Annotated in this window: 21 protein-coding genes; 19 read left to right on the top strand and 2 right to left on the bottom strand. The window is 37.4% G+C overall.

Translation table 11 applies throughout. The features are described 5' to 3' along the window. Nucleotides 1-71: 71 nt before the first annotated feature. From uvrA to fliB, 17 genes are all read left to right on the top strand, one after another. Nucleotides 72-2,906 carry an excinuclease ABC subunit UvrA gene (uvrA, locus tag CGICJO_RS09725; RefSeq protein ID WP_486498721.1) on the top strand — a complete coding sequence of 945 codons (2,835 nt, stop codon included), beginning with the start codon at nucleotides 72-74 and terminating at the stop codon, nucleotides 2,904-2,906. Nucleotides 2,907-2,949: 43 nt separating this feature from the next. Continuing rightward, nucleotides 2,950-3,369: a phage holin family protein gene (locus CGICJO_RS09720; RefSeq protein WP_486498720.1), complete on the top strand. Its 420-nt coding sequence runs from the start codon at nucleotides 2,950-2,952 to the stop codon at nucleotides 3,367-3,369. Nucleotides 3,370-3,511: 142 nt separating this feature from the next. Beyond that, on the top strand, nucleotides 3,512-4,777 hold the full coding sequence (gene tyrS / locus CGICJO_RS09715) for a tyrosine--tRNA ligase (RefSeq protein ID WP_486498719.1): 1,266 nt from the start codon (nucleotides 3,512-3,514) through the stop codon (nucleotides 4,775-4,777). A gap of 144 nt (nucleotides 4,778-4,921) precedes the next feature. Further along, nucleotides 4,922-5,344, top strand: coding sequence for a large conductance mechanosensitive channel protein MscL (gene mscL, locus CGICJO_RS09710; RefSeq protein WP_087376470.1), 423 nt, complete (start codon nucleotides 4,922-4,924; stop codon nucleotides 5,342-5,344). 12 nt (nucleotides 5,345-5,356) lie between these two features. Next, entirely contained in the window at nucleotides 5,357-6,349 is a 993-nt protein-coding gene (locus CGICJO_RS09705; RefSeq protein WP_486498718.1) for a M15 family metallopeptidase, read from the top strand. A gap of 151 nt (nucleotides 6,350-6,500) precedes the next feature. Beyond that, nucleotides 6,501-7,181: a response regulator transcription factor gene (locus CGICJO_RS09700; RefSeq protein WP_087376468.1), complete on the top strand. Its 681-nt coding sequence runs from the start codon at nucleotides 6,501-6,503 to the stop codon at nucleotides 7,179-7,181. Further along, nucleotides 7,174-8,397: a sensor histidine kinase gene (locus tag CGICJO_RS09695; RefSeq protein WP_486498717.1), complete on the top strand. Its 1,224-nt coding sequence runs from the start codon at nucleotides 7,174-7,176 to the stop codon at nucleotides 8,395-8,397. The genes CGICJO_RS09700 and CGICJO_RS09695 overlap by 8 nt, the downstream gene beginning before the upstream one ends. Before the next feature lie 182 nt (nucleotides 8,398-8,579). Continuing rightward, the gene (gene tnpA / locus CGICJO_RS09690; protein WP_087378795.1) at nucleotides 8,580-9,014 is read left to right on the top strand and encodes an IS200/IS605 family transposase; all 435 of its coding nucleotides are present in this window, start codon (nucleotides 8,580-8,582) and stop codon (nucleotides 9,012-9,014) included. A gap of 210 nt (nucleotides 9,015-9,224) precedes the next feature. After that, a complete protein-coding gene (gene mgtA, locus CGICJO_RS09685) occupies nucleotides 9,225-11,894 on the top strand; it encodes a magnesium-translocating P-type ATPase (RefSeq protein WP_486498716.1) in 2,670 nt (889 codons plus the stop codon). Nucleotides 11,895-11,906: 12 nt separating this feature from the next. Continuing rightward, nucleotides 11,907-12,413 (top strand): winged helix-turn-helix domain-containing protein, encoded by a 507-nt coding sequence (locus tag CGICJO_RS09680; RefSeq protein WP_486498715.1) that lies wholly within the window; start codon nucleotides 11,907-11,909, stop codon nucleotides 12,411-12,413. A gap of 58 nt (nucleotides 12,414-12,471) precedes the next feature. After that, nucleotides 12,472-13,764, top strand: coding sequence for a transglutaminase domain-containing protein (locus CGICJO_RS09675; RefSeq protein ID WP_486498714.1), 1,293 nt, complete (start codon nucleotides 12,472-12,474; stop codon nucleotides 13,762-13,764). 117 nt (nucleotides 13,765-13,881) lie between these two features. After that, nucleotides 13,882-14,640: a dihydroorotate dehydrogenase electron transfer subunit gene (locus CGICJO_RS09670; RefSeq protein ID WP_486498713.1), complete on the top strand. Its 759-nt coding sequence runs from the start codon at nucleotides 13,882-13,884 to the stop codon at nucleotides 14,638-14,640. Continuing rightward, nucleotides 14,640-15,551 (top strand): dihydroorotate dehydrogenase, encoded by a 912-nt coding sequence (locus CGICJO_RS09665; protein WP_087375992.1) that lies wholly within the window; start codon nucleotides 14,640-14,642, stop codon nucleotides 15,549-15,551. The genes CGICJO_RS09670 and CGICJO_RS09665 overlap by 1 nt, the downstream gene beginning before the upstream one ends. 21 nt (nucleotides 15,552-15,572) lie before the next feature. After that, entirely contained in the window at nucleotides 15,573-15,995 is a 423-nt protein-coding gene (gene ruvX / locus CGICJO_RS09660; RefSeq protein ID WP_486498712.1) for a Holliday junction resolvase RuvX, read from the top strand. A 15-nt stretch (nucleotides 15,996-16,010) separates the two neighbouring features. Next, complete coding sequence (locus CGICJO_RS09655) at nucleotides 16,011-16,547, top strand: flavodoxin family protein (RefSeq protein WP_486498711.1); 537 nt, start codon at nucleotides 16,011-16,013, stop codon at nucleotides 16,545-16,547. Between the two features lie 101 nt (nucleotides 16,548-16,648). Further along, nucleotides 16,649-17,485, top strand: coding sequence for a hypothetical protein (locus CGICJO_RS09650; RefSeq protein ID WP_242968161.1), 837 nt, complete (start codon nucleotides 16,649-16,651; stop codon nucleotides 17,483-17,485). A gap of 108 nt (nucleotides 17,486-17,593) precedes the next feature. Next, entirely contained in the window at nucleotides 17,594-18,538 is a 945-nt protein-coding gene (gene fliB / locus CGICJO_RS09645) for a flagellin lysine-N-methylase (RefSeq protein WP_486498710.1), read from the top strand. A 46-nt stretch (nucleotides 18,539-18,584) separates the two neighbouring features. On the opposite strand, the gene CGICJO_RS09640 is transcribed toward fliB, so the two are convergent. Then, the gene (locus tag CGICJO_RS09640; RefSeq protein WP_087375988.1) at nucleotides 18,585-18,905 is read right to left on the bottom strand and encodes a carboxymuconolactone decarboxylase family protein; all 321 of its coding nucleotides are present in this window, start codon (nucleotides 18,903-18,905) and stop codon (nucleotides 18,585-18,587) included. A 5-nt stretch (nucleotides 18,906-18,910) separates the two neighbouring features. Continuing rightward, a complete protein-coding gene (locus CGICJO_RS09635; protein ID WP_486498709.1) occupies nucleotides 18,911-20,080 on the bottom strand; it encodes an iron-containing alcohol dehydrogenase in 1,170 nt (389 codons plus the stop codon). A 169-nt stretch (nucleotides 20,081-20,249) separates the two neighbouring features. Between CGICJO_RS09635 and CGICJO_RS09630 the strand changes: the two genes are divergently transcribed. Both CGICJO_RS09630 and CGICJO_RS09625 read left to right on the top strand, forming a co-directional pair. Then, a complete protein-coding gene (locus CGICJO_RS09630) occupies nucleotides 20,250-20,927 on the top strand; it encodes a response regulator transcription factor (protein WP_486498708.1) in 678 nt (225 codons plus the stop codon). Continuing rightward, entirely contained in the window at nucleotides 20,920-21,969 is a 1,050-nt protein-coding gene (locus CGICJO_RS09625; RefSeq protein WP_486498707.1) for a sensor histidine kinase, read from the top strand. Before CGICJO_RS09630 ends, CGICJO_RS09625 begins: the two co-directional genes overlap by 8 nt. Nucleotides 21,970-22,085: the final 116 nt, after the last annotated feature.

The following is a 22,085-nucleotide window of genomic DNA, read 5'->3' as shown; positions in this document are numbered from 1 at the left end:
CTTGTATTTTTTTCGGTTATGGTGTATGATAAAGGTGTACAAACAAATTTTCGAAGTGTGAGGTAAGAATAATGCCTATAGAAAAAATTGTTGTAAAAGGCGCAAGAGAACATAATCTTAAAAATATAAATGTGGAAATCCCAAGGGACAAGCTTGTTGTAATAACAGGTTTGTCCGGTTCGGGTAAATCATCCCTCGCTTTTGATACAATATACGCAGAGGGTCAGAGAAGATATGTGGAGAGCCTCTCTTCATATGCTCGTCAGTTTTTAGGTCAAATGGAAAAGCCGGATGTGGACAGTATAGACGGACTTTCTCCGGCTATCTCTATTGACCAGAAAACCACATCAAAGAATCCACGTTCTACAGTGGGTACGGTAACGGAAATATATGATTATCTCAGACTGCTGTATGCCAGAATAGGTATACCTCACTGTCCTGTATGCGGCAGAGAGATAACAAAGCAGACAGTTGACCAGATTGTAGATAAGGTTTTGTCCCTTGAAGAGGGAAGTAAAATACAGATACTTGCCCCTATTATAAGAGGACGCAAAGGAACCCACAAAAAAGAGCTTGAAGCGGCGAAAAAAAGCGGATTTGTCCGTGTGAGAATCGACGGAATAATTTACGATCTTTCAGAGGAAATAAGCCTTGAGAAAAACAAGAAACACGTTGTTGAAATAGTTATTGACCGACTTGTTATAAAAGACGGAATACGTTCACGCCTTGCAGACAGCATTGAAACAGCCTCAAAGCTTACGGGTGGATTGTCGGTTGTAAATGTTATCGGCGGTGAGGATTTTCTCTTTTCTCAAAACTTTGCCTGTCCTGACCACGGGGTGAGCATTGACGAGCTTTCACCGAGAATGTTTTCCTTTAACAATCCTTTCGGAGCCTGCAAAAAGTGTACAGGCCTTGGAGTATTTATGAAGGTTGACCCTGATCTTGTTGTTCCAAACAAGGAGTTATCCATAAATCAAGGTGCAATTAAAGCAGGCGGCTGGGCAATGGAGGGAAATACCATTGCAAATATGTATTTTACTGCTTTGTCAAAAAAATATAATTTTTCTTTGGACACACCGTTTAAAGATCTTTCTGATGAGGTAAAAGATGTGGTTCTTTACGGAACAAAAGGGGAAAAGCTGAATTTAGAGAGAGTCAGCAATACCTTTACAGGAACTTATCAGGCAGTATTTGAGGGAATAATAAACAACCTTGAAAGACGTTTCAGAGAAACATCAAGTAACTGGATCAAAGAGGAAATTGAAGCATATATGACTGCCAGTCCATGTGAGGAGTGCCATGGAAAAAGATTGTCACCGGAAAGCCTTGCGGTTACTGTTGGCGGTTTAAACATAAGTGATTTCTGTGAAATGTCCGTTGTCAAAGCTTTAGAGTTTATAAATAATCTTGAGCTTACCGAACGTGAGCAGATGATAGCAAGGCTTGTTTTGAGAGAAATCAGAGAAAGGCTGACATTCTTAAACAGTGTTGGACTGGGATATCTCACCTTGTCCAGAAGTTCAGGTACACTTTCCGGCGGTGAAAGCCAGAGAATCAGACTTGCCACTCAGATAGGAAGTTCCTTGACAGGAGTTTTATATATTCTTGACGAACCGAGCATAGGACTTCACCAGCGTGATAATACAAAGCTTTTAAACACTCTTAAAAGGCTCAGAGATTTAGGTAATACGGTTATTGTGGTTGAGCATGATGAGGAAACAATGATGTCAGCAGATTATATTGTGGATATAGGCCCTGGAGCCGGAATTCACGGCGGCGAGGTTGTCTGCTGCGGCGATGCTAACGAGATAATGAAGTGTGAAAATTCAATAACAGGCCAGTATTTGAGCGGAAAGAGAAAAGTTTTAGTTCCTGAAAAAAGACGTGAGGGAAACGGTAATTTTCTTGAAATAATCGGAGCGGAACAAAACAACCTTAAAAAAGTAAACGCCAAAATACCTTTGGGTAAATTTGTGTGTGTTACAGGCGTTTCAGGTTCGGGCAAGTCCTCTTTGATAAATGAAATCCTTTATAAAAAGCTTGCCGCAGATTTAAACGGAGCTAAAACCCGTGCAGGAAAGCATAAAGCTTTTAAAGGCATTGAAAACTTAGATAAGGTTATAGATATAAACCAAAGCCCTATCGGAAGAACACCACGTTCCAATCCGGCAACCTATACAGGAGTGTTTACCGATATAAGAGAGCTTTTTGCTTCAACTCAGGAAGCTAAAATGCGTGGTTTTACCGCAGGAAGATTTTCATTTAATATAAAGGGCGGAAGATGTGAAGCCTGCGAGGGCGACGGAATTTTAAAAATTGAAATGCATTTTCTCCCTGATATTTATGTCCCGTGTGATGTGTGCAAGGGAAAAAGATACAACAGAGAAACTCTTGAAGTAAAATACAAGGGAAAATCCATTTATGATGTTCTTGAAATGACCGTGGAAGAGGGCTGCGAGTTTTTCGGAAATATTCCTAAAATCAGCAAAAAACTGCAAACCTTAAAGGATGTAGGACTTGGATATATTAAAATCGGACAGCCTGCCACAACTCTTTCCGGCGGTGAAGCCCAGCGTGTAAAGCTTGCAACAGAGCTTTCAAAGAGAAGCACAGGCCGCACAATGTATATTTTGGACGAGCCTACAACCGGACTTCACATAGCTGATGTCCACAGACTTATAGATGTTTTGCAGAAGCTTGTAGATAACGGAAATACAGTTGTTGTTATTGAGCACAATCTTGATTTAATAAAAACCGCTGACCATATTATCGATTTGGGCCCTGAGGGCGGAAGCGACGGCGGACTTATAATTGCGGAGGGTACACCTGAAGAAATAGCTAAATGCGAAAATTCCTATACAGGTCAGTACCTTAAAGCAATGCTTGAAAAAGATAATAAATAGCATGAGAAATCACCTCTGAATAATATAGTTCAGGGGTGATTTTTTGCTTGGTTTCATAAATGGTATTCACGGTTTTTTAAAGTCTCTTTTTATATTTTTCTTTGGTAAACCTGACATTTTATTTTTTTCTTATTTGGCATTGATTTTTATAGGGTTTATTGTTTATACTGTTAAAAGTATTTATCTAAAGACATTTACCGGAAAAGGTGTTTTAAGATATTTAGGAAGAAAATTGCTTTCCCTTATACTTGTCTGTCTTGCTGTGATTTTACAGCAGATTATTTCCGTGGAAATGGCGTTTAGAGAGTTTACTTTGATGTTTTTGATTATAAATCAGAGCCTTGAGCTTTTAAGATATGTTGATAAGATTGTGCCTGTACCTAAAAAGATTACGGATGCGCTTAAAAAATTACAGCAGGACAACGGCGATAATGATGATACAAACAGAGAAGCAGAGGAATAATTCATTTTTTCTGAAAGATAAAAAGAGGCAGCCAAAGTAAATTTCAACAATCTTTTCCTTGACCTTTTATACATTATGGGTTATAATTGACTGGTATAAAAAACGGATTTATTATCCGTGGATTTTGAAAGGGAGTAGATCGATGGGTGTTTTTGAAGAATTGAAATCAAGAGGGCTGATTGCCCAAATGACAAATGAAGAGCAGGTTCGTGACTTGCTTAACAATCAAAAAACACATTTTTACATTGGCTTTGATCCGACAGCTGACAGCCTTCACGTTGGACATTTCGTACAGATTATGGTTATGGCTCATATGCAGAGAGCAGGTCATGTGCCGATTGCACTTTTTGGCGGCGGTACAGGCATGGTTGGTGACCCATCAGGAAAATCCGACATGAGAAAGATGCTCACAGAGGAAGATATTGACCATAACATAAACTGCTTTAAAAAGCAGATGTCAAGACTTATAGACTTTTCCGAGGGAAAGGCTATTATGGTTAACAACGCCGAGTGGCTTAAAAACCTTAACTATATCCAGTTTATCAGAGAGATAGGCGTTCACTTCACAGTTGCCAAGATGCTTGCCGCAGAGTGCTACAAGCAGAGAATGGAAAGAGGCGGCCTTACTTTCTTTGAACTTAACTATATGCTTATGCAGAGCTACGACTTCTATGTACTCAACCAGAGATATGGCTGCCGTCTTGAGCTTGGCGGCGACGACCAGTGGAGTAATATCATTGGTGGTGTTGAGCTTACAAGAAGAATGGCTGCTAAGAAAGCAGAAGAAACCGGTATTGCTCCTGACAGCAATTCAGAGTGCTACGGTATGACATTTACTCTTCTTACAACCTCTGAGGGTAAGAAGATGGGTAAAACAGAGAACGGCGCAGTATGGCTTGACCCAGAAAAGACAAGTCCTTACGAGTTTTATCAGTACTGGAGAAACGTTGCTGACGCTGACGTTATCAGATGTCTTAAAATTCTCACATTTGTTCCTGTTCCTGAGATTGAAGAGCTTGCAAAGCTTGAGGGCAGCGAGATAAACAAGGCTAAAGAGATTTTGGCATATGAGGTAACAAAGCTCATACACGGCAAAGAAGAGGCAGATAAGGCTCAGGAAGCTGCACGTGCTTTGTTCGGCTCTAAAGCAAATACAGACAATATGCCAAGCACTGCATTGAGCGCAGAGGACTTTACAGACGGTGAAATCGCTGTTCTCGACCTTATGACAAAGTGCGGTCTTATCGCTTCAAAGGGCGAAGGAAAAAGACTCATTCAGCAGGGCGGTGTGGCTGTTGACGATAAAAAAGTTACAGACCCGTTTGCTAAGATCAATGCATCAGAGTTTAAAAAGGGCTATGTAGTAATCAAAAAAGGAAAGAAAGTTTTCCACAAAGCTACACTTTGATAAATTTAATTAAACATGTTTAGTACCAGAGATTTGCTGTAAACATACAGCAAATCTCTGAATACATATTAGGGGCTTTTTGCCAAATTTTTTTATTTATCGACGTGATGAAAAAGAATAGTAAAAATAAGGAAGGAGAAAATTATGAAGAAATTTTTCGGAGAATTCAGAAAGTTTATTTCAAAGGGAAATGTTATTGACCTTGCAGTGGGCGTTATCATAGGCGCTGCGTTTCAGGCAATAGTTAAATCCCTTACAGATGATGTTTTGTCACCTATTATCGGTTTGGTGGCTAAAACAGATTTCAGTGACTGGGTATTAACAATAAATGATGTTAATATCAGATACGGTGCTTTTATAACAGCTGTTATCCAGTTTTTGATTATGGCTTTGGTTGTGTTCTTTATTGTTAAGGCGATAAACAAGGTAAAGGACTTGGCAATAAAAAAAGAGCCGGAAGCTCCAAAAACAAAGAAGTGTCCGTACTGCTGTACAGATATAGATATTAAAGCTACAAGATGTCCTCACTGCACATCTGTTCTTGATGAAGAATTAGTCAAAGCATAACAGGAGGACACAATGAAAAGAAATATCACAGGGAAAAAGAATGGGGTAGGAAATGGGAACCTTTTCAAGCAAAATTCTTTCAGGATTTTGGCTGTGATAATTATCATGTGTCTTATGCTCGGAGTTGTGTGGAACGCTTCTTCTTGTAAAGATAGCAATGAAGAATTTAATGATGAGATTTCTCAGCAGGACAATGCAAGTGGTTATTCAGTTGATAATAAAGATATGTTGCGGCTTGTTATCACAGCTGATGACTGTAAAAGCGGAGATTTAATCCTTGTCAATAAGGATAATCCTTATGAAGATACTCCGGAAAACCTTGTTTCTGTTTTGGAACACTCAAATAAAACTTATACAGTGTCCGATTATAATGTTAAGCTCAATTCAAGGGTATGTGAAGCTTTAAATTCTTGGCTGGGAGAATTTTACCGTGAATACGGTGAAACAGATTTGCTTGTTGCCAGCGGTTATAGGAGCGTTGATACTCAGGAAAGCATATACGAAGATGATGTTTCAAAAAGAGGCCAGGAAGTAACCGACAAATGGATTGCCGTTCCGGGAACAAGTGAACATCATACAGGTCTTGCAGTGGATATGTCTATTTATAATACCGATAATAAAATATCTGAGGAATTTGACGGCGAGGGAATTTATAAAAATCTTTTGGAAACCTGCGATGAATATGGTTTTATTGTGAGATATCCTGAGGATAAAACCGAAATAACAGGTATTGATTATGAGCCGTGGCATTTCAGGTATGTGGGAAAAGGACATGCTTCGTATATTATGGAAAATAATCTTTGTCTTGAAGAATACATAGAGCTGCTGAAAAATCATACATATCAAAATCCACTTACATTTGAATATGACTCAACAAGCTACGGCGTATTTTGGTTTAATGAAGATGAAATACCATATACGGCTTTTATTCCCGATGGTTATCAGTATAATATATCCTCTGATAACTGCGGCGGTGTTATTGTTACATACTTTAAAAAGAATTGACCGATTTTAGCTTAATTAAAGTAAAAAATCAGACAGGTTTGATCTTTAATCTGTTTGATTTTTTCATATTTGGGTAAAACTAAAACTAAATAATCAATTTAAAGTAAATTTTAGGTTGATATATAAAATTATAAGAAAGGAGGGAATAATCATGCGATTATTACTGGCTGAAGACGAAAGAGAGCTTTCAAAAGCTCTGTCAACTATTTTGAAACATAACCTTTATACTGTAGATACTGTTTTTGATGGTGAGGAAGCTCTCGCTTATATTGAAAACGGTAATTATGACGGTGTTATACTTGACATAATGATGCCGAAGATTGACGGTATTTCTGTTCTTAAAATCATAAGAAGCAAAGGAATAAATGTGCCTGTTCTCATACTTACCGCAAAGTCCGAAGTTGATGACAAGGTGCTTGGTCTTGATTGTGGCGCAAATGATTATCTCACAAAACCATTCTCCATTAAAGAACTTTTGGCTAGAATCAGAGCTATGACAAGAATTAAAACTGAAGCTGTTGACTCACTTTTAAAGTTCGGAAATGTTACTCTTAACAGAGTTACTTTTGAGCTTTCAACTGCTTATGGTTCTTACAGACTGGCAAATAAAGAGTTCCAGATTATGGAAATGTTTATGAGCAATCCTAAAAATCTCATTTCCACAGAAAGAATACTGGAAAAGATTTGGGGATATGATACAGAAACAGAAGTAAGCGTTGTATGGGTTTACATTTCTTACATAAGGAAAAAACTGGCTTCAATAAATTCCAATATTTATATTAAAGCTACGAGAAACCTCGGTTATTCCCTTGAGGAGAAAGTAAATGATTAAAAAGCTTCGGCAAAAATTTATTTTGTCGGCTATGCTTTCACTGGTTTTGGTCCTGTTTGTAATTTTGTCTGGTATACATATCATGAATTATAATAAAATAACTTCTGATGCAGATAATATTTTAACAGTACTTAATCAGTATGGAGGTAAATTTCCAAAATATAATTCACCTGAACGAAAATTCAGAAATCCTCTTTCTCCGGAAACTCCCTATCAGTCAAGATATTTTACTGTGTCCTTTAATTCAGACGGTTCAGTAGGATTTATCGATACAGGAAAGGTAGTCGCCATAGATACGGAATCTGCCCAGGAATATGCGATTAAAGTATATGAGTCTGGAACAAATAACGGTTTCTATGACGTGTATAGATACGGAAAATTCTACAACGAGGAAGAGGATATGACACTGATTATTTTTCTTGATTGTAGTAAAGAATTATCAAATCTATATTCCTCAATTATTTTCAGTGTTATTTTAAGTTTAATAGGAATTTTTTCTGTTTTAATTCTTGTTATAATATCTTCTAAATTCTTTTTAAATCCTGTATACGACAGCTATAAAAAACAAAAACAGTTTATCACCGATGCGGGCCATGAAATCAAAACACCTCTTGCAATAATTGATGCAAACTTGGAATTGATTGAAATGGAAAACGGAGAATCAGAGTGGACTGGAAGTATCAGAAACCAAATTCAAAGACTTACATCACTTACTTCTGACCTAATTACTCTGTCAAAAATGGAAGAAAACGATAAAATTATTATGGAAAAGTTTTCTTTGTCAAATATAGTTTGTGAAGTCATCGACCCGTTTATTATTCCAGCTGTAACACACAAGAAAAGTTTAGATTACGATGTGGACGCAAATATTGAACTGTGCGGTGATGAAAAATCCATACGCAGACTTATAAATATTCTGCTTGACAATGCGATTAAGTACACACCGGAAAACGGAAGTATTTTTGTGTCATTAAAAAAACAGGACAAAAATATAATTCTATCTGTAAAAAATGATGCGGAAAATCTTAAAATAGGTGACATGCCGTATATTTTTGATAGATTTTACCGTGAGGATAAATCAAGAAATTCCTCAGTTAAAGGGTATGGAATAGGACTATCGGTTGCTAAAGCTATTGTTGATTCCCACAGAGGAAGAATATCAGCAAAAAGTCCAGACGGAAAGACTTTTGTTATAACTGCTGTGTTTAATGCATAGTAAACTAAATATATTATCACCGGAAGAGAAAATCTTCCGGTTTTTTGTATATAGAAAACCACTCGCTAGGCGAGTGGTTCAAAAGAAGGCGACAGCCGGTGATGTAGAAAATAAAACTCCTTTTGTTGTAAAATAAGCTTGCGGTCTGGCAGCTGCAAGGACAACAAAAGGAGGACATTCAAATGAATGACATGAACATTTTATCACATACGAAATGGAATTGCAAATATCATATAGTGTTTGCGCCGAAGTATAGAAGAAAAGTGTTCTATAAAGAAAAAAGAATAGAAGTAGGAAAAATATTAAGGCAATTATGTGAGTGGAAAAAAATAAAAATAATAGAAGCAGAAGTATGCCCAGATCATGTACATATGTTGGTAGAGATACCGCCGAAAGTATCAATATCAAGTTTTATGGGATACTTAAAGGGAAAAAGTAGTTTAATGATATACGAAAAGTTTCCGGAATTAAAGTACAAATACAGAAATAGAGAATTTTGGTGTAGAGGATATTATGTAGATACAGCTGGAAAAAATGCAAAGAAAATAGAGGAATATATAAAGCATCAGTTAGAAGAAGATAAGGCAGGAGAACAACTGACGATGCCTAATTTCTAAAACTCGTTTACGAGTAGCAAGTAACAAAATATGCAAATGTCAGATCGTACCAACGTGACGTGACACGTGGCTGGGAACAAAGGGTTATACCCGTCTATGAAATACCCCCGGCTTTGCCGGGGGATCATTATTGTTTTTTATTAAACAAAGCAAGAAAATTGCAAGAGAAATAATTTAATTACTGTGTTATAATTTAAGCAAAGATTGGAGGTGCTTAGATTGGCAAATAACCGTTTAAGGTCTATACACAGTCGTGTGGTAAAATATGCTCATAGTGGGCTATCAGCTTTGTATAAAGACTTATCTATTTCTTTTCGAGGCTATACAAAGGAACAGGTGACAGAAAGCAGGGAGAAATACGGAGAAAATCATATTGGCAAAAAGAGTATGGATTCTATTTGGTTTCGTCTGCGAAGAGCTTTTATAAATCCTTTCAGCGTTGTTCTTTTCATTCTTGGCTGTGTTTCGCTTATAACTGATGTAGTGCCTATAACCGGCTACAGCAAAAATTTTGCGGCATGTTTCATTATACTGGGTATGCTGATTTTAAGCGGTACAGTGAGATTTGTACAGGAAATGAGATCTAAAAAGGCTATTGATAATTTTAGCAAATTTATATACACCACTGTAAAAATTAAAAGAGACGGACACTGGCAGGAGATACCGGCTGAGAAATTAGTGGTAGGTGACAGAATTTCCTTTCATGCCGGTGACAGAATACCGGCTGACGTGAGACTTATAAGGGCTGATGATTTGTTTGTATCTCAGTCCATGCTTACCGGTGAAAGTGAAATTTTTGAAAAAGATACGGAAATTTTAAACAGTTCAAAAAATACAAAGATATCCGATTACAGCAATACTGTTTTTGCAGGTTCTGCCGTTATAGGAGGAACAGGCGAGGGTATAGTTTTGGCTGTGGGAAAAGATACGGTATACGGAGATTTGGGAACTATATCCCAGGGAAAAAACAGTGGATTCGATAAAGGTGCAAATTCTATATCCTGGGTTTTAATTCGCTTTATGGTGGTTTTAGTTCCTCTGGTATTTATAACCTGCGGAATAACAAAAGGTAACTGGGGTTCAGCATTTTTGTTTTCTCTTTCTGTAGCGGTGGGATTGACCCCTGAGATGCTTCCAATGGTTATTAACGCCTGCCTTGCAAAAGGAAGCGCAGTTATGGTAAAGAAAAACACCATCGTAAAAAATATAAACGCCATGCAGGGTTTTGGAAGTATGGATGTTTTATGCGTAGATAAAACGGGTACACTTACCGGCGATAAAATTATACTTGAATACTACATGGATTTGCTGGGCAATGAGGACAGCAGGGTTTTGGATTTTGCGTATCTCAACAGTTATTATCATTCGGGTGTTCAAAATCACTTGGATCAGGCTGTTTTAAAAGTAAAAGAAATGCCGGGTAAAAAGGAGCATTTTGAAAAGCTTAATACCATGTATCCTATTGCCGATGAACAGCCCTTTGACTATGAAAAGAAATTTTCCGGCGTTTTGGTTGAGGACGGCAAGGAAAATCTTTTTATAATAAAAGGCAGTGTTGAAGAAGTATTTAAAAGATGTAGTTATGCTGAATACAAGGGAAAAATTTATGATATAGATGAAAACTCCATATCAAGCGTAAATGAAATAGTTGACGAAATGCAGGATGATGGAATGAAAGTGATTGCCGTGGCTTATAAAAAGCAGTCATCACAAAGAATTTCCGGTAAAGATAATAAGGACTTCATACTTATCGGTTATCTTGCGTTTTTTGACGCACCGAAAAAAAGCGCATGTGAAGCTGTTGAAAAGCTTAAAAAGCTCCGTGTGCCCATTAAGGTTTTGACCGGCGACAACAAAAAAGTCACTTTGTCTGTTTGCAGAAGACTTGGTATTCCCTATGACAAGGTTTTAACAGGAGAGGATATTGATACCATGTCTTCTGATGAGCTTATAATCTCTGTTGAAAAAACATCTGTGTTTACTGAGCTGTCACCGAAACAGAAGGCTAAAATTGTTAAGGTGCTTCAGGAAAACGGACATACAGTTGGATTTTTGGGCGACGGAATGAATGACCTGCCGGCAATTATTCAGTCTGATGTGGGAATTTCTGCCGAGGGTGCGGCGGAAACAGTACAGGAAGCGGCAGATGTAATTCTGTTAAAAAAGGATTTAAACGTCTTGGAAGAAGGAATACTGGAGGGCAGAAAAGTATTTGCCAACATGTCAAAATACATCAGAATAACCGCTTCCTCAAACTTTGGAAATATTTTTGCTATAGTTGTAGCCGGAGTATTTCTTCCCTTTTTCCCAATGGCAGCAGTTCAGCTTCTTTTGCTTAATCTTTTGTATGATGTAATCTGTCTTATACTGCCCTGGGACAATGTGGACGAGGATATATACGACTATCCAAGACCTTGGTCGGGAAAAACATTGGGAAGATTTATGAGATTTTTCGGCCCTATAAGCTCTGTTTTTGATATTGCAACTTTCTTCTTTTTGTTCTTTGTTTTTTGTCCTATGGTATGCGGAGGGGATTTCTTGTCTCTTGCGGATAATCAATCTAAACTTTATTTTATTTCTGTATTTCAAACAGGATGGTTTTTGGAATCCCTTTGGACGCAGATATTGATTTTACATTTGCTGAGGACAAAGCATTTGCCATTTATCAAAAGCAGGCCGGCAGTTCCTGTGCTAATTGTTACAGTTGCAGGATTGTTTGTGCTTACGGCTCTTACATTTACGCAACTGGGAAAATGGATGGGATTTACCTCACTTCCGCCTGTTTATTTTGCCTTTTTGGTTGTTGTGGTGCTGTTGTATCTGCTGTTTGTCACAGTGGCGAAAGCACGTTATGTTAAAAAATATCATGAGTTGATTTAAGGAGGGGAGAACATGAAGAAAAATATAGATTTCGTAAATCTTAATTCCTCTTTGGCGTCATGGCTTTTAAACAGGCTTAAATCCGCTCCCTCCGATATGAATGATACGGAAGATTTAACAACTGGAATTGAAAATCTTATGAACGGAAGTACCAGCACTCTTATGCTTGAACTAAGTGATGACAATTCACAGTCAATTCTAAAAACTGACGTTATAAAATGCGGTGAGATTTCAATATATCCTAAAGCCAGAAAGGTTATTCGTGCGTCCCAGGAAATACCACTTACCCCTAAGGAATTTGATATTCTGTATTTTTTGGCAAGAAACCGTGGAGAAGTGTTCACAAAGGAACAGATATATCAGGCGGTTTGGGACAGTGATTATCTCCTTGATGACAGTAATATAATGGCGTTTATAAGAAAGCTAAGGAAGAAAATTGAACCAAATCCGGATGCACCTGAATATATAATTACAATCTGGGGTATAGGATATAAATTTAACGATAAAGAGATAATTTAACTTTTCAATGAAATATTTTCTTGCTTCTCTGAATAAGATTTTACAGGGAGTGAGAATTATGAAAGAAAAGAAAAATGTTTATTTTAAAGTTATATCTGCAATACTTGTTGCCGCTGTTTTGGGGTACGTTGTATATTCGGTAGTTTCGTATTTTTCCACCACTTCTACCGTAAATTACGACGGATATACCTACGAGCAAGTGGAAAAAGCCACAATGCCATATGTTGAAAATGCTGACAAGCCCCTAAACATTGGATATGAATATCTTGAATCTGAAAAGCTTAAAAGTTTGTATAAAGCTATAGAACAGTCTGTTTACTGCATATCTGCATCAAAAGATAATGAGGGGAAATATGTCACTATGCAGGTTTTAGCAGGTGAAGAGAGATACGCAGAAAAAGAAATACATATGACTGTCACCGCTTTTTTTGATGATAACCCTCAGGTGTTTTGGTGCGACAAATCTCTTTTGTGCAGTTATTCAAAGGATAAGGGTACATATATATCCGCTGTTTCTTTATATTCTGCCGATGAAATAGACAGCATGAGTGAAAAGCTTTCAAAAGAGATTTTAAAAATAGTCAGCAATGCGCCGGCGGTTTCTGATTTTTACTATACCGAAAAATATGTACACGGCAGAATAATTGACAACTGTGAATACAAAACTCCCGAATCCTCAGAGTCCCTTGCATCTACTGCTTACGGCTGTCTTGTGGAAAACAAAGCAAACTGTGAGGGTATTACAGATGGTTTTAATCTTGTGATGAAATGCTTTGGAATTGAAACATTAAAAATATACGGTTCGGCTCAGGGAATAGGATTGCATACATGGAACTGTGTCAAATTAAATAACAACTGGTATATGACCGATGTTACCTGGGATATGCGTGACAAAGGCCACAGATATGATTATTTTAATATGACCGAGAAAGAATTTTCAAAAACTCATATTGTGGAAAAAATGTATTCAGAAATTGAAGAGGACAAATCAAGCATAGAACTGTCTGTAAGATATTACAATATTTATGTGCCGGAATGTACGGACTTAAATCAAAGCTATTTTGCAAGGGAAGGATATCCGGTAACTAAGGAAACGGATATTTATAAAAGCAAATACTTGCTTGATTATATGTTCAGAGCTTTTAAGTCGGGTTCAGGTTACTGCTGTCTGAAAATCAGCACTGATATTATACCTTTAGATTCTGCCGCTGAAATCTTATTAAACGATGAAAATATAGATTACTACAATACCAATATACAGTATCGTTTATCGGACGGAGAAGTTTTTCATCTGGAAAAGGAAAATATAGAGATTGTTGAGGATTTGGGTATTATAATTTTAAGATTTTAAGATTTTAATGTTTATACTATTTATTTAATCCCGTATTTATGATATAATCATTTTGTATAAGGCGTAGTTTGCTTACGGTGAAACTGTGCCTATGATTAAGTAACGGGAGTGATACCAATGAAATACGATGCTCAGCTTTTTCGTTTGGAAAAAAATGAAGAAATAGCAAAAGGTATTTTTGATTTTGTACTTTATAATCCTCAGCTTGCTGAAATAACAAAGGAAGGACAGTTTGCCCATGTGAAGGTGGGAAATAAAACTTTAAGACGTCCTATATCCATTTGTGATGCAGACAATGAAAGAATCAGACTTGTGTTTCAGGTAAAGGGAGAGGGTACTGAGATCCTTTCCAAAGCTAAAGTCGGCGATGAACTGGATATAATTTGTCCTTTGGGTCATGGATTTGATATTCAGAAAGGAAAAAAATATTGCCTTATCGGCGGAGGTATCGGCGTTCCTCCTATGCTTTACTGCGCAAAAACAGCAGAAAATCCTGTTGTAATTACCGGATTTAGAAATAAAGACCTTGTAATTTTGCAGGACGATTTTAAGAAATATACAGACGAAGTTTACCTTGTTACCGATGACGGTACAGCAGGTGAAAAGGGCTTTGTAACTGATGTTCTGAAAAAGAAAATCGATGAGGTTGACGAAGTTTGCGCCTGCGGCCCAATGGTTATGCTAAAAGCTATAGCAGAAATATGCAAGGAAAAGGGAAAGCCTTGTCAGGTATCTCTGGAAGAGAGAATGGGCTGCGGTATAGGTGCTTGTCTTGTATGCGCTTGTAAGACAAGAACAGGCGAAAACGGCGAGGAAGAGTATACTCACGTATGTAAAAAAGGCCCTGTATATAAAGCTGAGGAGGTTGTATTTTAATGGCTGATTTGAAAGTAAAAATAGGTGATATTACATTTTCAAACCCCTTGATTGCCGCATCCGGAACATTCGGTTTCGGCCATGAATATAATGAGTTTTATCCTCTCAGCAAGCTTGGCGGTATTTCCTGTAAGGGAATAACTTTGCAGAAAAGAGACGGCAACCCGCCTCCAAGAATTGCAGAAACTCCAAGCGGCATCTTAAACGCTGTAGGTTTGCAGAACCCCGGCGTTGACCATTTTATAAAAGAGGACTTGCCTTGGCTTAAACAGCAGGACACAGTTATTATCGCAAATATTGCAGGAAACACAACTGAGGACTACTGCAAAATGGCAGAAAAGCTTTCCGACAGCGACGTTGATATGATTGAGCTCAATATAAGCTGCCCTAATGTTAAAAGCGGCGGCGTACAGTTTGGCACAAGCTGTGAATCAGTAGGCGCAATAACAAGTGCTGTAAGAAAATACTGCAAAAAACCTTTGGTGGTAAAATTAAGCCCTAATGTTACCGATATTGCAGAGATTGCAAAAGCAGCCGAGGCAAACGGTGCAGATGTTATTTCAATGATCAACACCCTTACAGGTATGAAAATTGATATCAATACAAGACGTCCTATAATCAGAAACAATACAGGCGGTCTCAGCGGTGCGGCTGTATTCCCTGTTGCCGTTAGAATGGTTTGGCAGGTAGCAAATGCTGTTAAAATACCGATTATCGGAATGGGCGGTATAACAACATGGCAGGATGCAGTTGAAATGATGATTGCCGGTGCAACTGCTTTACAGATTGGCACAGTGCTTTTCAACGATCCTTATGCACCTATTAAAATCTGTGAGGGAATGAATAAATTCCTTGATGACAATAATATTGCTTCTGTTACCGAGCTTACAGGAACAATTAAACCATGGTGATTAAAGGATTGAAAAATTTATATGATTATAATGTCTGTTGATTTGGGAAAGGCGAGAACAGGAATTGCCGTTTGCGATAAAACTGAAATGCTTGCCTCTCCTTATCGTGTGATAAATGAAACATATATAGAAAAGCTTCTTGATAAGGTTGCGGACTGTGCCAAAGAAACTAAAGCGGAGCTTTTAGTTGTTGGCTTGCCAAAAAACATGGACGGCTCAGAGGGTGAAAGCGCAGAAAATGCAAGAGTTTTTGCCCAGAGACTGAAAGAAAAAACAGGACTTCCTGTTGAGATGAAGGACGAGCGTGGAACAACAATAACCGCTCACAATTATCTTAACATAACCGACACAAGAGGAAAAAAACGCAAAGCCGTTGTTGACGCTGTTGCGGCTACAATAATTTTGCAGGACTATTTGGATTACAGAAAACATAGTCGAATTTAAAAGCAGGTGGCATTTATGAATAAGGATATTTTAATTGTATATCATTCGGAAACAGGCTTTACCGAAAAATATGCCAGATGGCTTTCTGAGGATTTAGACTGCCTTGCGATTTCTCTCGACAGTGCCAAAAAGCAGAATTTAAAGGAATACAAAAAAATTCTTTTCGGTTCTTGGATGATGGCAGGGGAAGTTCAGCGTCTAAAAGAAATTCAGGAAATTTGTCCCGATGAGGATAACTGCGTGTTGTTTGTAACCGGTGCGGCTCCTGCAAACTTTGCCGACAATTTTACAGCTATTCATACAGCTCTGCAAAACTTTGATTTTGATATAAAATATTTTTATCTTCAAAGTGGACTTAATTATCAGAAGATGAAATTTCGCAATAGAATGGTCATGAGAATGATGAGCATAATGCTGAAGATAAGAAAACCTGTGGGTGAAAATGAGATTATGCTCAAAAGTATTCTTAAAAATTCTTTTGACAACAGCCGCAGGGAGTATCTTGTTCCCATGGAAAACTATGTTTTAACAGGTTCAGAAGAACAAAAATAAAATTATCACATTTAACCAAAACCTCCATATTATATAGTGTTACCTAAGCATAAAGCTGTATTGCATAAGGTGATTGCAAAAATAATATGGAGGTTTTACTTATGGCGGATATTTCTTTGGAAAACAAAAATTGCTGCGAAGAAAATCACGACGGCTGTGACTGCGGCAAGCATGGAGAAACCGTGTGCATCGACGCAAGCAGAGTTTATGACAGCTGCGGCGACAAAGACTGTTTAAGCGACCTGCGCCTTTATTTTACAGAGGCTAATCAGGGGATTATAAATACTGCTGTCAATATAAGAATCAGAGATGTTGATGTGGCTGACGTCTGCATAAATCTGGAGCCTGTGCCTTTCCACCGTGGATTTTACACAGTTGATATGACATTCTTCTATGAGGTTTGCCTTGATGTTTTCGTAAATCCGGGAGCTATGCCTACACCTGTTTCAGGTCTTGCGGTATTCAACAAAAAGGTTATACTTTACGGCAGTGAGGGAAATGTAAAAACCTTTACCAGCACATCAAAATGCGGAGAAGAAAATCTTTCAGATGTTCCCTGCAAAAATCTTCCGAAAGCAACTGTTCAGGTTGCAAAGCCTATAGCTTTGTCGGCAAAAATAAAGGAAAACTGCGGAGGCTGTATGCCTAACTGCCGTGTTCCAAGCTGTATTTGCCAGCGTTTCGGCGGAGAGTTTATGGCTCCGGCAGGAAGAGCGGTTTATGTGACAATAGGTATGTTTACTGTTGTTCATATAGAGAGAAATGTTCAGATACTTGTTCCGTCTTACGATTTCTGCATACCGGAAAAAGAGTGCGTAAGCACCTCAGACAATCCTTGTGAAGTATTCAGCAAAATAGACTTCCCAACTGATGAATTCTTCCCGCCTAAGGTTACAGACTTAAACGGCGACGAGGGCTGCGGATGCAGAAGAATGTAATATTTTTTGATTAAGAAATGAGCTATCGGTTTTCCGATAGCTCTGTTTTTTATGTTAAGTTTTCATAAGGAAGAAAGTATGGTATAATTTAATGCGAGGTGGTAAAAGATGACCGTAACAGTTCCGTCTTATTATAAGGATTTTAAATGTATAGCCGATAAATGCAGACATTCATGCTGTATTGGATGGGAAATTGATATAGATGACGAAACCTTTGATTTCTATAAATCCGTTAAAGGCGATTTTGGTAAAAGACTTAATTCATACATAAAATCTGAAAGCGGTATAAATAGCTTTATTCTTGATAAAAACGAAAGGTGTCCTTTTCTAAACAAGGACAATCTTTGTGATATTTACATAGAGCTTGGAGAAAATAACCTTTGTCAAATTTGTACTGACCATCCACGTTTCAGAAATTATCTTTCCGATTGTATCGAAATGGGTCTTGGTATGTGCTGCGAAGAAGCGGCAAGACTTATACTTTCTCAGGAAAGAAAATTTAAAATGGTTTTTTTAAAGGAAGAAAATGAAGAGATTGATCTTACAGAGGATGAGGAATATATTCTGAATGTCAGGGAAGATTTGTACTCAATAATATACGAAAATGAAAGCGACATAGAGAACGGTATAAATAAAATTTTTGATTTTATGGAATACCCATTTCCTGATAAATCTTTGTCACAATGGGTAGATTCATTATTAAATCTTGAAATACTTGACCCTCAATGGAAAACACTCCTTGAAAACATAAAATCTAAGGAAAATGAGATTATAAAAACAGGTTTAGAAGGCTTCAACAGGGAGTTTATAAATCTTATTATCTATTTTCTGTTTCGTCATATGGTTAACTGCAGTGACTGGGAGGATTTATGTGCAAGGGTTTCCTTTTCTGTTTTTGCTTATAGGCTCATAAAAATATTATGTATAAATAAACTGATTGAATCAGAAGAATGTAATTTTGAAGACTTATGCGAGTATGCAAGGCTATTTTCCTCTGAGATTGAGTATTCTCAGGAAAACATGGATGCGGTTTTAGATATGTTAAAAATTTAAAGAAAAATCCAGTTCATTATGAACTGGATTTTGTGTATGTGAAGAATTATTCTCCGTAAATTTCTTTTGCGTAGTTAAACGCTGCCCAAGCTTTCGGCCATCCTGCATAAAATGCGGCGTGAGTCAAAATTTCGGACATTTCGGTTTTTGTAACTCCGTGCTTCTTGGCGTTTGCAATGTGAAATTTTAATGAGCTGTCTAAAACTCCGCTTGCCATAAGGGCGGTTACAGTTACAATGCTTCTGTCACGTGCAGAAAGCAAGTCCTCTCTTGCCCAAATCTCACCGAATAAAACATCGTCGTTGAGCTGTGCAAATTTTGGAGCGAACTCTCCAAGCTGATCTCTTCCTGCTGTTACTTTTTCCATGGCTATTACCTCATACTTTCTTTTAAAATTTCAACTATCTCTTCGTGATTTAAAATCTTGTATCCGCCTTCCATAATAAATGTTCCGTCGGTTATGCCATCAAGCATATCTTCGGTTACATTCAAATCCTTAAGGTTCATTACAAGACCGATTTCTTTCATGTAGTTTTCCATTTCATTAAGACCTTCAAGGGCGATTTCCTCGTCGGTTTTGTTCTGTGGATTTACATTCCAAACATTTATAGCATATCTCTTAAATTTATTAAGACCGTATGGCATTATGTGCTTGTAGTATGGGATAGAAACAGCCGCTAAGGTCATTCCGTGAGTTGCGTCTGTATAGGCTCCGACAGACTGACCAATCATGTGAACCATCCAGTCTGTTGTTTTTCCCTTTGCAACAAGTGTGTTTAACGCCCATGTGGCAATCCACATGATGTTGCTTCTTGCTTCATAGTCCTGAGGATTTTCAACAGCTATTTTTGAGCTGTGTATAAGGGATTTTAAAAGACCTTCCATAATATAATCGGAAGTGTTGTCGTCATCTCCTGAGAAATACTGTTCAAGGATGTGTGACATTATATCGTAGAAGCCTGCCACCATTTGATATTTCGGCAGAGTAAAAGTAAATGTAGGATTGAGAATAGAGAATTTAGGGAATACGTTGTCGCCGAAAACATGACCTATCTTGAGCTTGCTTTGGTGGTTTGTGATAACAGAGCCGCCATTCATCTCTGAACCTGTACCTACCATTGTAAGCACACAGCCTACAGGTATAATTTTGTTTGAAACGTCTTCCATTCTGAGATAATATTTATCCCATGGATCCTCTTCACAGTATGCGGAAACGGATACGGCTTTTGAGTAGTCGCAAACTGAGCCGCCGCCTACAGCAAGAATTAAATCTACGTTGTTATCCTTAGCAATTTTGCATCCCTCATAAAGCTTTTCAACTGTTGGGTTTGGCATAACACCGGGATCCTCAAACACGGTTTTGTTACATTCCTTGAGGATGTAAATTACCTGCTGATAAATTCCGTTTTCCTTTATTGAACCGCCGCCATATACAAGCATTATGTTTTGACCATAGTTATTGAGTTCTGTTTTAAGATTTTCAAGAGCTTTGTCGCCAAAATAAAGCTTTGTGGGGTTTGAATATGTAAAATTACCTAACATGATCGTCACTCCTGTTTGAATTATTTTTCATATTGAGTATACTCCTTAAAGTTAACTCTAAGTCAAGACTTTTTTAAAATTTTTTATTTTAAAATCCTTTATAAAAATTATGCTAGTGTTTAAGGTGTTTCTAAGTTAAAAAGAATAGAATACCTTGGGGTGATGTAATATGAAACTTTTATATGCTGAAGACGAAATCAGTATGTCGGAAGCTGTTAAGGATATTTTGGAATATCATAATTACAGTGTGGATGCAGTTTATGACGGTGAGGAAGCTCTGGAATTTGCAAGACTTGAACATTACGACGGAATAATACTTGATGTTATGATGCCGAAATTAAACGGTCTGCAGGTTTTACAAAAGCTTAGAGCAGAAGGCTGTAAAACTCCTGTGCTTTTACTTACTGCAAAAAGTGAGGTTGAAGACAGAATAGAAGGTCTTGATATGGGCGCCGATGATTATCTTCCAAAACCATTTGTGATGGGTGAGCTTTTAGCAAGAATCAGAGCTATGCTTAGGCGCAGGGAAGAATTTACTCCTGATATTTTAAAGTGCGGAAATATCTCTTTGAATATACAAAGCTATGAGTTAAGCGGAAACGGGCAGAGCTTTGTTCTTCCCAAAATAGAATATAAAATGATGGAAGCTCTTATGCTCAATAGAGGGATATTTCTTTCAACGGAGGACTTGCCGGTAAAGGTTTGGGGATATAATTGTGAAGCTGACATAGGCGTTGTGTGGGTATACATATCATATCTTAGAAAAAGACTTTCAGCGCTAAAAGCCAATGTGGAAATAAAAGCAAAAAGGAATGTGGGATATACACTGGAGGTTGTAAATGATTAAAATTCTTCAGCGTAAATTTGTCTTTGCTGCAATGATTGCAGTTTCAATTCTTCTTATAGCTTCTTTGGGTACAATCAATTTAGCAAATACAATTATGACCTCAAATCAAACCGATAATCTTTTAGATGAAATAATAACAGGTGAATTAAATCAATCAAGTCAACCGCCTAATGCTCCCAATAATATAAATCCTGGAAGCGGCCCTATGCGTTTTTCGGAAAGAAATATGTCTTCTGTTTTCTTTGTTGCAAGGGTAAATAATTCAGGAGAGGTTGTTCAGCTTGATATATCGAGAATTACCACTATGACAGAAGATGAGGCAGAAAATATAACTTTGCAAGCCATTGAATTATCTGAAAACTCCGGCAAAATATCAGGTTTTAAATATACAAGCATGAATGACGGTATCGGAAAGGTTTATGTTTTTTTGGATGTTTCTTATCAGACTTATTCCGTGCTTACTGTTTTGTTTTTGTCTGTGCTTATAGGTTTGATATGCTGGGTATTGATGTTAATTCTGGTAATTTTTCTGTCAAAAAAAGCTATTAAACCTATTGCTGAAAATATTGAACGGCAAAAACAGTTTGTAACAGATGCAGGTCACGAAATAAAAACTCCGCTGGCTATAATTTTAGCAAATACAGACGCTTTGGAGCTTCACAACGGCGAAAATAAATGGAGCAAGAACATTAGAGCACAGACTATCAGGCTCAGCGGACTTATGCAAAACCTGTTAACGCTTGCAAAAATCGATGAAAGTGATATAAACGCTACAAAGGAGAGTTTTTCTCTTAATGAGATTATCGACAGGACTTCCGATATGTTTCAGGAAATGCTAATTCCTAAAAACCTTATTTTACAGAAATACTATTCAGCAGATGTAATTATCTGCGCAAATAAGGAACTGATTACCCGCAAAGGCGGAGGATATGGAATAGGACTATCAGCCGCCCGTTCAATAGCTGAAATTCACGGAGGAAGTATAAAAGCAAGCTACGGAAATGACAGCACAATAATTTTTACCGTTGAATTTAAAATCTGATATCGTTACTAAAAACACTCACTTGGGTTACCACAGTGGGTGTTTTTATATTCTAAGTTGGCGCTAAGGTAAAAGTTATATGATGAACGTGTAAAATAAATGTAATGAAGCGAGGT

The organism is Candidatus Limousia pullorum, from assembly GCF_057405065.1.
This window is presented reverse-complemented; position numbering and strand designations above follow the sequence as displayed.